9 protein-coding genes are annotated in these 16,076 nt (G+C 61.5%); 5 read left to right on the forward strand and 4 right to left on the reverse strand.

What is annotated here, in order from left to right; all coding sequences use genetic code 11:
* Positions 1 to 7: 7 nt before the first annotated feature.
* The 5 genes from ACVLVH_RS00815 (at position 8) to fepB (ending at position 4,506) form a co-directional block, all read left to right on the forward strand.
* Complete coding sequence (locus ACVLVH_RS00815; protein ID WP_498948371.1) at positions 8 to 973, forward strand: HesA/MoeB/ThiF family protein; 966 nt, start codon at positions 8 to 10, stop codon at positions 971 to 973.
* On the forward strand, positions 970 to 1,686 hold the full coding sequence (locus ACVLVH_RS00820; RefSeq protein ID WP_498948372.1) for an ABC transporter ATP-binding protein: 717 nt from the start codon (positions 970 to 972) through the stop codon (positions 1,684 to 1,686). Before ACVLVH_RS00815 ends, ACVLVH_RS00820 begins: the two co-directional genes overlap by 4 nt.
* On the forward strand, positions 1,670 to 2,404 hold the full coding sequence (locus tag ACVLVH_RS00825; RefSeq protein ID WP_192413244.1) for an ABC transporter permease: 735 nt from the start codon (positions 1,670 to 1,672) through the stop codon (positions 2,402 to 2,404). Before ACVLVH_RS00820 ends, ACVLVH_RS00825 begins: the two co-directional genes overlap by 17 nt.
* Before the next feature lie 9 nt (positions 2,405 to 2,413).
* Positions 2,414 to 3,343 (forward strand): ABC transporter substrate-binding protein, encoded by a 930-nt coding sequence (locus tag ACVLVH_RS00830; protein WP_498948374.1) that lies wholly within the window; start codon positions 2,414 to 2,416, stop codon positions 3,341 to 3,343.
* A gap of 212 nt (positions 3,344 to 3,555) precedes the next feature.
* Entirely contained in the window at positions 3,556 to 4,506 is a 951-nt protein-coding gene (gene fepB / locus ACVLVH_RS00835) for a Fe2+-enterobactin ABC transporter substrate-binding protein (protein ID WP_498948376.1), read from the forward strand.
* Here the strand turns inward: fepB and entS are convergent.
* The 4 genes from entS to fes all read right to left on the reverse strand — a co-directional run bounded on the left by entS (position 4,503) and on the right by fes (position 15,889).
* Positions 4,503 to 5,765, reverse strand: a complete 1,263-nt coding sequence (gene entS / locus ACVLVH_RS00840; protein ID WP_498948377.1) for an enterobactin transporter EntS — start codon at positions 5,763 to 5,765, stop codon at positions 4,503 to 4,505. The two genes, fepB and entS, sit on opposite strands and share 4 nt — an antisense overlap.
* A 105-nt stretch (positions 5,766 to 5,870) precedes the next feature.
* On the reverse strand, positions 5,871 to 14,264 hold the full coding sequence (locus tag ACVLVH_RS00845) for an amino acid adenylation domain-containing protein (protein ID WP_498948378.1): 8,394 nt from the start codon (positions 14,262 to 14,264) through the stop codon (positions 5,871 to 5,873).
* A 52-nt stretch (positions 14,265 to 14,316) separates the two neighbouring features.
* Positions 14,317 to 14,538 (reverse strand): MbtH family protein, encoded by a 222-nt coding sequence (locus tag ACVLVH_RS00850; RefSeq protein WP_176973441.1) that lies wholly within the window; start codon positions 14,536 to 14,538, stop codon positions 14,317 to 14,319.
* Positions 14,531 to 15,889: an enterochelin esterase gene (gene fes, locus ACVLVH_RS00855; RefSeq protein WP_498948379.1), complete on the reverse strand. Its 1,359-nt coding sequence runs from the start codon at positions 15,887 to 15,889 to the stop codon at positions 14,531 to 14,533. Before fes ends, ACVLVH_RS00850 begins: the two co-directional genes overlap by 8 nt.
* Between the last annotated feature and the right edge of the window lie 187 nt (positions 15,890 to 16,076).

Here is a 16,076-nt window from a genome sequence, read left to right on the forward strand (position 1 = left end):
GGCAACTATGCAACGTTATCAACGCCAGATGATGCTGGCGGAAATCGGCGAAGCTGGGCAGCAAAAGTTACTTAACGCGCGTGTGCTGGTGGCGGGCGCGGGCGGATTAGGCGCCACGCTCCTGCCGCAGCTGGTGGGCGCGGGGGTCGGCTATATTCGGCTGTATGACGACGATCTGGTGGCGCTGCATAACCTGCATCGGCAAACGCTGTTTACGCAGCAGGATATCGACCAGCCCAAAGTGCTGCGCGCGCAGCACGCGTTGCAGCAGCGCAATCCGCAGGTGCAGATCGAGGCGCTGCAACAGTCGCTGAGCGCCAGCAATCTGCAGCAGGCGCTGGCGGGATGCGATCTGGTGATCGACGCCGCCGATAATTTTGCCGTCACCTACCAACTTTCCGATGCTTGCATGCAGGCAGGCATGCCGCTGATCAGCGCCTCGGTGCTGGGGCGACAAGGTTACGTCGGCGGATTCTGTGGCGGCGCGCCGAGCTATCGCGCGTTGTTCCCGCGCTTGCCGTCATCGGCCGCGAACTGCAACACCGCAGGCGTGATGGGCCCGGCGGTGGCAACGCTAGGCGCGATGCAGGCGCAGATGGCGCTCAGCGTGCTGCTGCAGTTGTCGCCATCGCCGCTCGGTTGTCTGGTGAACTGCGATTTTGTGAACTGGCACTTCCGCCAGTTCCGCTTTGATGATGCTGAAGAGCCGGGACATGCGGTGCCGTTTATCGATCCGCAGCAGTTGGCCGCTGATGACTGCATTGTCGAACTGCGCAGCTGTGAAGAAGCGCCGGTTAGCGTGGCGGATGGCGTTGAGCGCATCTTGCCGCAGGCGATCGCCGCGTGGCAGCCGCCCGCCCAGCAGCGCATCGTGCTGGTGTGCGCCAGCGGCATCCGCGCCGCGCAGGCCGCTAACGCGCTGGCGCAGCGCGGATTTCATCAGCTGGCGATTCTGGCGGCCAATCGCCCATGAATCAGGACATTCTGTTCAACGATGTGAGCTTTAGCTGGGGCGATAAACCGCTGTGTCAGCGGCTGAATCTGCACCTGCGCGGTGGCAAAACCACGGTAATGCTGGGACGCAGCGGCATCGGCAAAAGTACGCTGCTGCGGTTGGTGGCCGGTTTACTCCAACCGCAGCAGGGCGCGGTGCGGGGCTTGAGCGGCAACGTGGCGTGGATGGGCCAGCAGGATCTGCTGTATCCGTGGCTGACGGTGCTCGACAACGTGATGCTGTCGGCGCGGCTCAGCGGCGACAAGCCGGATCGCCCGCGTGCGCTGGCGCTACTCGAGCAGGTAAAACTCAGCGACGTGGCGCATGCACCCCCGCATCAACTCTCCGGCGGCATGCGGCAACGCGTGGCGCTGGCACGCACGCTTTATGCGCAGCGCGACGTGGTGCTGATGGATGAACCCTTCGCCACGCTGGATGTGATGACCAAACTCAGTTTGCAAACGCTGACCGCCGGATTACTGCGGGGCAAAACTGTGCTGCTGGTGACGCACGATCCGCTTGAAGCGTGCCGCATGGCCGATGACATTCTGCTGCTGCAAGGCCAGCCGCTGGCTATCGAAAGCTGGCCGGTTCCCGGCGGTGACGCGCCGCGTCCGTTTGATCATCCCGACGTCCTGCAGGCGCAGGCGCAACTCTTCTCCCGACTGAATACCCATGAAAACAGTGTTTAGCGCGATCTACCTGATCGTGGTGCTGCTGTGCGGCTGGTTACTGGCGCGTCACAGCGGCGTGCCGAGTTTCCTGCTGCCCGCGCCACAGGCGGTGCTGGAGGCGCTGTGGCTGCATCGTCAACTGCTGTGGCATCACGCGCTCTATACGCTGGCGGAAATTGTGCTGGCGCTGTTGCTGGGCGTCGGCGCGGGCGTGACGCTGGCGGTGCTGATGGCCGCCAGTTCGCTGCTGCGTCGCGTGCTGTTTCCGCTGGTCACCGCCAGCCAGGCAATCCCGGTGTTTGCCCTCGCGCCGCTGCTGGTGCTGTGGCTCGGCTTTGGCATCGCCTCAAAAGTGGTGGTAGCGGCTTTGATCCTGTTCTTCCCGCTGTGCTTGTCACTGTTTGATGGGCTGTGCCGTACGCCGGTCGGCTGGCTGGAGCTGGCGCAAACCTCCACTTCATCGCGTTTCCGCATCTTCTGGCGCGTGCGCTGGCCCGCCGCGTTACCGCAGTTTTTCTCCGGCCTGCAGATGGCGGTGGTGTTGGCCCCGATTGGCGTGGTGATTGGCGAATGGGTCGGCGCCAGCGAAGGGCTCGGCTATCTGATGATGCAATCCAACGCGCGACTGGAAACCGCCACCAGCTTCGCGGCGCTGCTGCTGTTACTGATTCTGGCGCTGCTGCTTTCGGGCAGCGTGGCGTTGATGCGCAAGAAAATCCTCTGGCAATCTACATAAGGAAATACCGTGAAAACCCTACGAATGGCATTGACCGCGTTGCTGCTGCTGGCGACCGCTAACGTGCAGGCGGCGGAGAAAGTTCGCCTGCTGCTTGACTGGTTTATCAACCCCAATCACGCGGCGATTTTTGCTGCCCAGCACAGCGGCGCGTTTAAGAAAGAGGGGCTGGATGTGGAGATGATCGCGCCCGCCGATTCCGCGTCCGTGCCGCTGCTGCTGGCGGCGGGCAAAGTCGATCTCGCCGTCAGCTACCAGCCGCAGCTCTACACGCTGGTAGATAAAGAGGTGCCGGTGATCCGCGTCGGCACGTTGATTAATCAGCCGCTGAATACGCTGACCACGGTGTCAGACGATATTCACTCGCTGAAGGATTTCGCTGGCAAAACCATCGGCTACGCGGTGCCGGGCACCGAAGACGTGGCGATCCGCAATATGCTAAAAGCGCAGGGCGTTGATGCCGACTCGGTGAAGCTTATCAACCTGAATATGGATGGCACCTCCGCGTTGCTAACGCACAAGATTGATGGCGCGATGACCATCTTTCGCAACTATGAGCTGCTGGATCTGAAAGACAAAGGCGCGCAGCCCACGGTGTTCAAGCCGGAAGATTACGGCGTGCCTGCTTATGATGAGTTGATCATCCTGGCAAACCAGAAAACTGCCGCGCAGGACAAACGCATTCCGGCGTTTTTACGTGGCCTGGATGCCGGCGTGGCGTGGCTACGCGCGCATCCGCAGGAAGCGTGGCAGGCGTTTATCGAAAAATATCCCGAGCTAAATACGCCGCTCAATCACGAGGCGTGGCAGGCCACGTTGCCATATTTCGCCCAGCATACTGCGGCGTTTGATCAGGCGCGCTATCAGGCGTTTGGTGAGTATATGAAGGGTAATGGTGTGATTAAGGCTGTAGCGCCGATGGCGCGCTATTCGTTGTAAGTTGGTGCGGTTTGCCCCTCACCCCAGCCTTCTCCCGCGCGCGGGAGAGGGAGCCGACCGCGCCCACCTAACCATTCTCTCCATCTAACCATTCCCTCTCCCGCCTGCGGGAGAGGGTTAAGGTGAGGGGAAACCACGCACAATTTCCCTTGCACCTACACTTATTTTTGATAATGATATTTATTCTCAACTATCAAGTGATGGACAACCTGATGCGTTTCCCTGCTCTTTCTCTACTGCTTAGCCTGTTTTTCATCTGCACCCATGTACAAGCCGACGCCGCCTGGCCGCGCACTATCGCCACACCGAAAGGCCCCTTCACACTGCAACAGCAGCCGCAGCGCATTGTCTCGACCAGCGTTACGCTGAGTGGCACTTTGCTGGCAATTAACGCGCCGCTGATTGGCTCCAGTGCCACCAGTCGCAATAGCAGCGTATCGGATGCGCAGGGCTTTTTTACGCAATGGAGCGCGGTGGCCAAAGCGCGTCAGGTTAAACCGCTCTATATCTCGCAGCCGAATGCCGAAGCGATTGCCGCCGAAGCGCCGGATTTGATTGTGATTGCCGCCACCGGCGGCGATTCGGCGCTGCGCCTCTACGATCAGCTGCAAACCATCGCGCCGGTGTTAGTGATCGACTATGGCGATAAGAGCTGGCAGGCATTGACCCTGCAGCTGGGTGAGATTACCGGCCATGAAGCTGATGCCAATAAGGTGATCGCAGCATTCGACCAACGAGTCGAAGCAGTGCGTCACAAGATTACGCTGCCGCCGCAGCCGACCTCTGCGCTGGTCTATTACGAAGATGGACGCGGAATGAACTTGTGGACGCCAGCATCGGCGCAGGGCGCGCTATTACAGGATTTGGGCTTTACGCTGGCCGCGCCGCCCGCCAGTTTTCAGGGCAGCACCAGCATGGGTAAGCGCAATGACATTATTCAGCTGAATGGCGAAAACATGGCCGATGGCATCACCGGCAACACGCTATTGCTGTTCGCCGCTGATGAGAAAACCGTGCCGCAGGTGGCGAAGAATCCATTCCTCGCCCATCTGCCGGCGGTACAGCAGCACGACATCTTTGCCGTGGGTAACGATACTTTTCGTCTCGATTACTACAGCGCCAGCAATATGCTCAGTAGCATCGAGCGGCAATTTGCCCGTTAAGCCTCTGCGGTGGCGGGCTGCGGCGCGTCCGGTTGTGCACTGAGGCGCGCCGTGCGCAGGCCGCGCGCCGCCAGCGACAGCAGCACCAGCAATCCCGCCGCTAATCCACCAAACCACAGCACGCTGCTCAGCGGTGCCAGCACGCGTGCCAGCGCCCCCAAACCCAATGCCCCAACCGAATCGCCGGTCACATCCTGCGCGGTGCCGAAGCTGTTGACGCGTCCCAGCAGCGCATCCGGCGTGTGGTGCTGCGTCAGCATAAACTGCAATAGCGAAGCGATGGCGTTGCTGTAGCCGTAACACACCAGCGCCAGCAGCGCGGGTAGCAGATGGCTGTAAAGACCGAGCGAGGCGATGCAGGCAAATGCCAGCAGCGCACAGCCAATCAGCACCCATCCGGGACGCGTTAACTGCCGCACCCAGCCGCTGGTAAAAGCACCGATCATCGCACCCAGCGGTACCGCCGAGTACATCAATCCTAATGCGGACGCATCGGCGTGATAGGTCAGCGCCAGCGCCGGGAACAGAATACGCACCGCGCCAACCATGCTGAGCAGCAAGCCAACCAGCACCACCGCGCCCACCACTTTATGCTGGCAGACAAACTGCATGCCGCTCGCCAGCGCGCGTAGCGGATGCTCCGGCTCCTGTTGTTCGGGCTTCATCGACGGTAAACGCACCAGCGGAATCAGCGTTGCTAGCGTACCAATCGCGGCGACCGCAAACGCCCAACCGACACCCGCCGCAACGATGATCATGCCGCCGAGCGCGGGCGACAAAATCGCGCCGAGGCGCACCGTTAGCATGCTGAGCGCACCGGCTTCCGCCAGATGTTCACGTCCGACGATCAGCGGAATCACTGCCATTAGCGCGGTCATGCCGAGCGCGCCAAAGAAGCCATCCCAGAAGGCGAGGAAGTAGAGCGCCAGCAACGAAGGTGCTGGGCTGAAGGCGTTGAGGCTGAGCAGCACAAAACCGATGCCACAAGTGCCGCGCGCGAACAGGATTAATTTGCGGCGATCGTAGCGATCGGCCAGCACGCCGCCGAGCAGCAGACCGATAAACATGCCGATGCCATCGAGCATTACCGCCACGCCAACCTGCAACGTGGAGCCGGTCATCGCCTGAATTTGCACCGGCACGCCAACCGCCAGCATGCCAAGGGCGAATACCGAGAGCATGCGCGCGCAGAATATCGCGCGGAAGGAGGCGTTGTTTTTGAGTAAACTGAAATCTAAGAATATCGAGGGCTTAGCCATAAATCTCCAACGGTGAATCACATTTGCATCACCCGTAGCGGCGCAATTTATTGCGCGTTTTTTGACAGAACACGATGAATCGCGTCGCTACGGTATGTGCCTTAATTAACGCCGAGCTAATAAACGGTTTATCAACGGTCCCAGCACCTGCAACGAATCTGCTGAAAGAATATCGGCGTGTTCGCAATCCAGCGGGAAGATCGTCAATTCATCAACGAACGGTGCCCAACTGGCGCGCACATCCATCTCCGGCGGCAGCGTTTTCTCGGCCATAAACAGCGTGGCGTGGCCGGAATAACGCGGCGTACGCGCTTCAGCCAGGCGTGCGACGGCGTCTTTGTAGTTCGCGACGATGGTGCTAAACATCGCCGCCTTCTCTTCACGCAGTAGCGGATCGCGCTCATCTTCGGTCGCAGCCATAAACTCGGCCTGCTCACGCGCCACTTCCTGTTCCGCTTCATCGGCATCCGGCGTGCGCCAGTCCTGACCTTCTGCCGGATAGGTATCCAGCAGGCCAAGAAATGACACCGTTTCACCCTGCGCCTGCAAACGTGCGGCAATGCCTTGCGCCAGCGTGCCGCCGAGTGAATAGCCGAGCAGGAAATACGGACCGCTCGGCTGCTGCTGGCGAATCGCCTGCAGATGACGTTCGCACATCGCCTCCACGCTGTGACAGGCAGCAATCACGCCGTTTGGCCGCGGCGATTGCAGGCCGACAATCGGGAAGTCGCCGTCGAGATAGTGCAGCAGGGCGCTGTACTGCCAGGCGAAGCCGGATGCCGGATGGATGCAGAACAGCGTCGGGCCGTGACCAGCGCGCAAAGGCAGCAGTTCGCCGTTGCCACCGCTTTCACTGTTGGCACCGCCGTCGAGCAGCGCCGCCAGCTTCTCCACGCTGCGCGCGGCGATGATCTGTCCGACGCTGAGCGGCGGCACCTCACGACGGCGCAGTTCCGCCGCCAGACGCATCGCCAGCAGCGAATGACCACCGAGCGCGAAGAAGTCGTCATCGGCAAACACGCTGTCGCAACCAAGCAGCTGCTGGAACAGATCCGCCAGCAAACGCTCGTTGGCGCTGTGCGGCAGGCGGCCGCTGCGCGCGCTGAGCTGCGGCATCGGCAGCGCTTTACGATCCAGCTTGCCGTTGGCGCTGAGCGGCAGATGGTCGAGCAGCAGATAGCTGACCGGCTGCATATGCGCCGGCAGACGTTCGCCCAGCTGCTGCTTCACCGCGTCGATATCCAGCACCACGCCCGTTTCGGCCACCAGCCAGCCGAGCAGCTGACGGTTATCGACGCCCGGCGTGGCGTGCTGCGTCAGCGCACGCGCTGCGACCACCGCCTGCGCCACGCCCGGCAGCGCCACTAACGCCTGTTCGATTTCGCCCGGCTCGATACGCTGTCCACGCATTTTTAGCTGATCGTCGCTGCGGCCGAGATACTCCACCGCGCCGTCGGCGCGCCAGCTGGCGATATCGCCGGTGCGATACATGCGCTCGCCTTCGGCAAACGGCGCGGCGACAAAGCGCTGTGACGTGAGATCAGCGCGATGCAAATAGCCATCGGCCAACTGCACGCCGCTGAGATAGAGATCGCCCGGCACGCCAACCGGCACCGGTCGCAGCAGGCTATCGAGAATGTGCAGCTGCGTGTTCCACACCGGACGGCCAATCGGCACGCCCGGTCCGTTGAGGCCATCCAGCGCGCTGCCGCTGGCCGGTTGCCAGGTGACATCGACGGCGGCTTCGGTTGGGCCATACAGATTGTGCAGCGGCGCCGCGATCGCTTCCTGATAGCTGCGCGCCAGGTCGCACGCCAGCGCTTCACCGCTGCAGAATACGCGGCGCAGCGTTGGGCAAGCTTGATCGGTTTGCGCGGCGAGATGGCCGACAAAGGCCGCTAACATCGAGGGCACGAAGTGCAGGGTGGTCACGCGATAATCCTCGATCAGCTGCCACAGCGCCTGCGGATCGCGATGCGCTTCCGGCGGTGCCATCATCAGCTGCGCACCGGTCATCAGCGGCCAGAAAAACTCCCACACCGATACATCAAAGCTGCACGGCGTCTTCTGCAATACCACGTCGTCGGCGCGTAGCGGGTAGCTGGCCTGCATCCAGCGCAGGCGGTTGACGATGGCGCGTTGGTTCACCACCACGCCTTTCGGTTTTCCGGTCGAGCCCGAGGTATAAAGCACGTAAGCCGGGCGATTGGCATCCGCCTGCGGCAAAGGGTGACGCGGCTGAATGTGTTCACCGGCTAAGCCATCAAACATCATCAGCGTGCCAAACGTGGCGAAGCGGGTTTCGAGTGCGGATTCGGTGATCAGCACCCACGGCCGCGCGTCTTCCACCATGTAAGCCAGACGTTCATCGGGATAACCGATATCCAGCGGCAAATACGCCGCGCCCGCCTGCAGGATGGCAGTGAGCGCGATGCTGAGACGCACCGAGCGCGGCAGCGCCACGGCGACGATATCGCCCGGCATCACGCCCGCTTCAATCAGGCGATCCGCCAGCAGCGCGGCCTGACGCTGCATGTCGCCGTAGCTCAGACGGTGGTCGACATCCATTAGCGCCAGCGCGTCCGGCGTGCGCGCCGCCTGCTGGGCAATCGCCTGCTGCAGGGTTTCATTCTCCAGCTGCACGCCGGTGTTATTCACCCAGGCGAGCAGCGATTGCTCGGCCAGCGTTTGCAATTTCCACTGCGTCAGCGGCAGATCCGGCGTGCTGACCAGCTGTTGCAGCAGCAATAACAGCCGCTCGGCCAGACGTTCCGGCTCGCTAACGCAGTCGCGATACTCCATCAGCAGCGTCAGCTGTTCGCCCGGCAGCACCAACAGCGTCAGCGGATAGTGCGTGTAACCGCGATTATGGATCGCTTCGCAGCGCACGGTGGCGTTGGCATCCAGCAGCGTTTGGTTGTCCGGATAGTTCTCCACCACCAGCAAGGTATCGAACAGCGTACCGGCGCCGACACATTGCTGAATCTCGGCGAGGCCGAGGCAATCCTGCTCAATCAGCTGGATTTGCTGCGCCTGATGATCGGCGAGCTGCGCCAGTAACGAACGTTGATGATCGAAGCGTACGCGCACCGGCAGCGTGTTGCTGAACAGGCCAACGTGCCGATCGATGCCGTCAATCTGACCAAAACGGCCAGAAACCGGCGCACCAAACACCACGTCTTGCTGGCCGCTGGCGACCGACAGCAGCAAGCCCCACAATCCCTGCATCACAGTGTTCAGGGTTAAACCGCGCGCCCGGCACAGCGCATAGAGTTCCCGCTCCAGCGTGGCATCCAGCGTAATGCGCTTTTCCTTAACCGCGCTGTCGGCGGCCTGCGGATAAAGCAGCGTCGGACGCACGTCTTTCAGGCAAGCTTGCCACTGCTGACGCGCTTCATGGCTGTCGCGCTGGCTGAGCTGGCGCACGATGTCGGCGTAGCTGCTGCTGTGCGCGGGCAAGGTTTGCTGGCGCAGCGCGCTAAGCAGATCGTTGAGGATCACCGGCGTTGACCAACCATCTACCACCAAGTGATGCGCGTTGAGCAGCAGCGTCCAGCGTGCGCCATCGCGATGGGCGATCAGCGAGGCGTGCAGCATGATCGGCTGGCTAAACAGATCCTGCGCCAGCGCCTGATGTTCCAACGCCTGAATGTCCTCTTCCTCGCCCAACTGAAGCAGCGTCAGCGGCCAATGCAATTCCCCTTCCGGTATCAGCTGCAGCGGTTGCAGGCTGAGTTCGGCGTCGAAGCGCGCCGCCAGCTGTGGATGACGCTGTAACACCGCGTCGAGCGCGGTTTGTACCGCTGCGGGGCTGATATCGCCGCTCAGCGTCAGGCGGGTTAACGAGTTATAGCTGCCTTGCTGCGCGGTGGTTTGCGCGTGGAACAGCAAACCTTTCTGCAGCGGCAACAGCGGCAGCGCATGGCTAAACGCACCGTGACGCGCATGCAGCTGTTGCAGCAGCGCGTCATCGACGCCTTCCAGCGCCACCTCGGCGGCCACCAGCGTGTGGGCGGCGTGCTGCGGTTGCTGTTGAGCCAGCGCGATCAGCGCCTGCGCGGCAGCCGCCATTGCCTGATGTAAATCGGCAATCGCTTCGGCGTTGAGCACGCCGTCCGCCCAGCTCCAGTTCAGCGCCAGCTGCGCCGCATGTGGCTGCTCCTCAACGAAGACGTTGAGTTCCAACGCGTGCTGCGGCGGTAGCGCGTCATCCTGCAATACCGCGAAAGTGTCACGGAACTGTTGCGCGGTGCGCTGTGGCGTCCAGTCACCGCTGCGTTGTGTGAAGCGCCCGAGGTAGTTAAACAGCACCTGCGGCGCGTGTTGTGCCGCCAGTTTTTCCAGCGTCACGCCGCGATGTGCATCGAGCCAGCGCAGCTGCCCGTAGCCAATGCCGCGATCCGGCACCGCACGCAGTACCGCTTTCACCGCGCGTACGCACTCATTGAGCGGCGCATGAGGATTTTCTGGCAACGGCAGCAGTAAAGGGTATTCTGCCGTCAGCCAGCCGACGGTGCGCGCCAGATCCTGCTGCGCATGCAGTTCAGCACGGCCATGCGATTCCAGCGTGACGCGCTGCTGTGCGCTGCCGTTGAGCTGGCGCAGAGCGAGGGTCAACAAGGTCAGCAGCAGCTCTTCGCTGGTGGCGCGATAGTACTGCGGCAGCGTGTTGAGCAGCGCGTGCGTGGTTGAGGCATCCAGCAGCGTGCGTTGATGCTGTTGGCGATCGCCGGACTGAATCGCCCGTTGCCCGACAAGCGGCAGCGGCTCGGCCAGCATCTGCTGCCAGAACGGTAACTCGCTGGCGCGCGCCGCAAGGCTCGCCAGCAGCGCGGCAGACCAGTCGTGCAGCGAGGTTTCCTCGGCGGGGATCACCAGCGGCGTGTTATTGAGCAGCGCGTCACCGGCCTGTTGCAGTTCTTCCAGCAATACGCGCCACGAGACGCCATCGACAATCAGGTGATGCAGCGTTAACACCAGCCCACAGCTGGCGCCATCTTGCTGCAGCAGCGTGGCGTGCAGCAGCGCGCCGTTAGCCGGGTCGAGCGCCTCAGCATCCTGGCGGAACGCCCGTTCCGCTGCTTGGTCGCGGCCCTGCACCTCCAGCGCACGCACGCGGGCAGGGCGCGTCGTCAGCGCTTCGCCGACAATCAGCTGATCGCCGCGCGTAAAGGCGTTGAGCGCCGGATGCGCCTGCGCCAGCTGATCGATCAGTTGTTCCAACTGAACGAGCTGCAACTGCGGCGGCACCGACAGCAGCACGCCGTGAGCAAAGCGCGCATTGATGCCCGCCTGGGCGTTGAACCAGTGCAGAATCGGCAAGCCGCCAATCGCGCCCTGTTGCGCGACGCGCGCGCCGGTGTGGTGTTGTGCCAGCGGCTGCAAACCCCGCGCCATGCGTGCAGCGGTACGTTCGGCAAAGATTTCGCGTGGACGCAACAGATAGCCAGCGCGACGGGCGGCGGTGCTGAGCCCCATCGCTGAGATGCTGTCGCCGCCGAGCGCGAAGAAATCATCTTCCGCGCCAACGCTCTCCAGCCCCAGCAGACTGGCAATCGCGTGGCAAATCAGCTGCTCCTGCGGCGTGCTGGCGGCGCGACTTTGACTTTGCTGCGCCTGTTGCGGCTTCGGCAACGCCTGACGATCAATCTTGCCGTTAACGTTGAGCGGCAATTCGTCCAGCACCATCAGCACCGCAGGCACCATGTAATCCGGCAGCTGTGTGGCCAGTTGCGCCAGCAAACGGGCGTTGAGATCGGCATCGGCGCGCAGCGCATCATCCAGCACCGAGCAGTAACCAATCAGGCGATGCGTGGCGCCCATTACTTCGGCGATCACCACGGCGGTACTGACTTCCGGCAGCGCCACAAGCGCGTTTTCCACTTCACCAAGTTCGACGCGGAAACCGCGCACTTTAATCTGGTGATCGGTACGGCCAATAAACGCCAGCTGTCCATCCTGACGCCAGCGCATCAGGTCGCCGCTGCGGTACATCACATCGCCGTCGCGGAAGGGATTAGCGACAAAGCGTCCGCTGGTGAGATCGGGACGGCGCAGATAACCGCGCGCGATGCCGGTTCCGGCGATATACAGCTCGCCAGCAGAACCAATCGGCACCTGACGCAACTGGTTATCCAGCAAATAGACTTCGCTGTTGCCCACCGGACGACCAATCACCGGCTGCGGTGACGCCATGACGCTGGCACCGAGCGTATCGATGGTGTATTCCGATGGGCCGTAATAGTTGTGGATCTCCATCTGCTGCTGTTGCTGCATCAGCTTCCACAGCGTTGGCGTGGCCGCTTCACCGCCAATCATGACGAAAGAGGGACGATGGTTATCGGCTTCCAGCAGGCCGCTGTCGATCATCTGCGAGAAGAATGACGGCGTGATATCCAGTAAATCGACCGGCACCGCGTTCATCTGCTGAATCAGGCCCCAGGCATCGCGGCGCAGCTCTTCGTCGAAGATATTCAGCTCGCAGCCCATCAGCATACAGAACAGCGGTTCCCATGAGGAATCGAACGAGAAGGAAGCGGTGTGACCAGCGCGCATGCGGCGCGGGCTGCTGGCGCTGAAGCGCGCAATCGCCGGGCCAAACAGATGCTCGCGGTGCGACAGGAACAGATTGAGCAAACCTTGATGAGTGCTCATCACGCCTTTCGGGCGGCCGGTCGATCCTGAGGTGTAGATCATGTAGGCCAGATCGTCGCCGCACAGTTGGGTATCGGGTCGTGCGGTGGAAAGGGTGCTCAACGCAATCTGATCAATCAGCAGATTTGGCAGCTCCGGCATGTGCGCCAGCGTACTGGAGTGCGTCAGCAGCAGCTTGGGCTGCGCGTCATCGCACATCAGCGCCAGGCGTTCGCGCGGATAGTCGAGATCGAGTGGCATATAAGCCGCGCCGCTCGCCAGCACGCCGAACATCGCTACCAGCGAATCCACCGAGCGCGGAATGCCAATCGCCACCACGTCGTCTGCTTGTAAACCGCGCGCAATCAGCAGATGCGCCAGTTGCATCGCGCGATCGGCTAACTGGCGATAGCTCAGGCTGCGCGCGCCGCACACCACCGCAGTTTGCTCGCCGTATTGCTCAGCGGCTTGCAGCAGGATATCGACGATGGTGTGAGTGGCGACGGGCGGCACGATGGTTGGTCCGGTCGACCAGCGTTGCAGATCGATCAGTTCCTGGGGCGCCAGCAGTGACAGCGCGCCGATTTGCGTGTTGGCATCCGCCGCAAATTGCGTGAGCACGTGGCTGATGCGCTCGGCGTGACGTTGTAGCGTTTTTGCCTCGTAGCGGCGCGGGTTTGCCACCAGCGTCAGCTGCAATGCGCCAGCGCGGAAGCCGACTTCAAACTCGAGATCGTCGACCGGGCCCATCGCCAGCGTGTGCGTTGGAGCTGCATGGCCATCGAACTGAAGATCGTCGTGGTAAACCTTGACGTTAATCACCGGACCATACAGCGCCTGGCTGCTGCCGACCAGACCAAGATCGCGGCGCAGCTGTTCCGCTTCATAACGCTGATGACGGCGCGCTTTGCGGATTTCGCCTTGCACCTGCTGCACCAGCATCGGCAAGGTCATCTCATCGCTGATGCTGAAAATCAGCGGCAACACGTTGACCACCGGGCCGAGGGCAGAAATCGCAGCCGAACCCATGCGGCGCATAAACGGGAAGCCAATCGACAAACGTTGGCAATTACTGAAGCGCGCCAGATAGGCCACCAACAGCGCGCTGACAATATCGCCTTCGCTGCTGTCGGCGAGTGGCTGCTGCTGACGCAGCGTGGTCAGTTGCGGCAGCGTTACCTGACAGCTGATCGGGCGATCGCCGGGATCGCTGACGTTTTCACTGGCAAGCGTCAGGGTTTCCGGCAAATCCGCCGCGTAACTTTGCCAGTGGCTGGCGGAGCGGGCAAAAGCTGGCGAATCCTGCCACTGCTGAATCTCGTCAATCACCGTGGTGAACGGGGTAAACGGCGAGGGCGCGGGCGCTTCGCCGGCGCAAAGGGCGGCGTAGATCGCCGCGACGCGTTGGGTCAGCGCTTCAAAGCTGAAGCCATCCACCAGCAAATGGTGATAGCGCTGATACCACAGCCAGCTGCCGTCGCCGATGCGCATCAGCGCATGACGATAGAGCGGTTTGTCGCCGTCGGCGGGCAGATCGGCAGCGAGATCTGCCTGCATCAGTTTGTGCGCCTGGCTGCTGGCATCGCCGCGCTGGCTGAAATCGTGCCATTCCGGCGCGACCGGCGCTTGTGCACCAAACCACTGCGCCGGATTGCCCTGCTCATCCAGGCCGAAGCGCGCCTGCACGGTATCGGCTTCCGCCATTGCCTGCTGAATGGCGCTGTCCATCGCCGCGCGATTGATGTCGCCGTGCAGCACGCTGTAGTGCGCCACGGTAAATTGATTGCGCTGCTGCGCAATGCTGTCAGCGATCCAGATGCCGGGCTGCGCCGCGACTAACGGATAAGGTTGGTTGAACGTTGCCAAAGGACAATTCCTGTCGAGAAAAACAATTTAAAAAAGAGAAAGTTAAAAAAATTTAATGCGCGGTAGACGACGTCTGTTGCGTCGCTGGCCGCATGTCGTGCCAGTTTGCTTCGATAAACTCAATGGCGGCGCTGCGCGTCAGCGGTCCCGCCACGTTGTGCCAACCTGCCGGAACCGGAGCAAAAGCGGGCCACAGGCTGTATTGCTGGCGCGCGTTAAGTAGCACCAGAAAATCGAGCGCGTCGTTATCAAACGGATTCTGTTGTTCAGACATGGTGGTTACCTTCAGAGGTTGATGTAGGGGAGAGAAAATCGGCCAGCAGCCAGCGGCAGCCGTCGATCAAACCGCCACGCCAGCACAACGCATCGTGCCCTCCGGCGAAGCGGCGAAAATGTAATTCATGGCCTGCGGCCTGTAGCGCCGGGGCGATCTGTTGGTTGACGTACACCATGTCCGCCTCGCGATCGCCCACTTCCTGGAAAATCTTCAGCTTGCCCGGCGGTAAATCGCCCTGTTGCAGCCGCTCGAGTAGCAAGCCGGGTGCGTGCTGCTCGCGGTTGGCGTAGTCTCGGATGTATTGCAGATGCGGCCACCAGAAGGAGCCGGATTGCGTGAGAATGCGGCCAAAACGCTGCGGCCAGTGCAAACCGGCATAGAGCGCGGCGAGTCCGCCATAGCTTTGCCCGGCCACCAGCGTGCGGTCGGCGTCGCTGCTGAACGCCGCGTGCTGGCGTGCCAGCGGTAACAGTTCCTGCTGCACCGCCTGCCAGAAAGTTTCATTGCACGGCAGTTCGGCTTCGCGGTGCTGGCTGTCGATGACATCGATAAACAGCCAGCAGGCAGGCGGCAGTGTGCCATCGGCGGTGACCTTATCCAGCGCGCTGAAAATCGGTTGGCCGTAGACCCAGTTTTGTCCATCGAGCAGAATCGCCAGCGGACGCTGTTCGGGCTGAGCGGTTGTTCCGGTGTTGTAGAGCCAGACGTTGCGTGTGACGTTGAGCAACGCGCTGTGCCACTGCAGGGTTTGCAGCGTATCCGGCCAGGTTTCCGCCATGCCGGCATCCAGCGCGCGCCAGGCCGATTGATCCGGCGCATCCGGCATGTGCGCGTTGCTCAGCGCAAAACGGCGACTGCTGAGAAACGGCGGCGTGGGATTGAATTTGTCGGGGATCGCTAACGGCATCAGCGAGATCCACCACTTACGCTGCAGCGCGCGGCATTCGGCATCATCGCCACAAAACAGCGGCGGTAACTGCTGCGCGGTGGCGGGGATCAGGCTGTAACTGCCGCGCCAGTCAGATTCAATGGCGGTCGACCAATACCAGACGTTACTGTCGCCGACGCGCACCAGACTTTCTGGCGCTTCGCTGTGGTGATCGGTGACGCCGTTAATATCGATATAAACCCGTTCAGTGGAAGAACGTGCGGAATGTCCTTCGGGATCGCGCCAGAAGAAGTGCATGGTCGTTTGACCGCTTTCGTCACGCTCCACCAGCGGCGTACCTACCGCATACAGCCGCTGCCACCAGCTTTCGCTTCCTATTTCGGCCTGCTGCAACCATTGCGCGACTGTTCCGGCGGGCAACCACGTCTGCGTCGTATTTTCTGCGCTTGTTTGAAACATCCTGCAACCCATCTCCACATTTTGTTCACTGTCTTTACTTAATCAAAGCTAATGCAAATGCTATTGATAACGATTTACATTTGCAATATGATTTTTCGTGCCTGATAAACCTTCGTAATTTCAGTGGATTATTTTGTGAAGGACGTCACGCGGGGAGATTAGGACCGTCAATTACGCAAGAGATTAA

Source organism: Kluyvera sp. 1366, assembly GCF_054823405.1.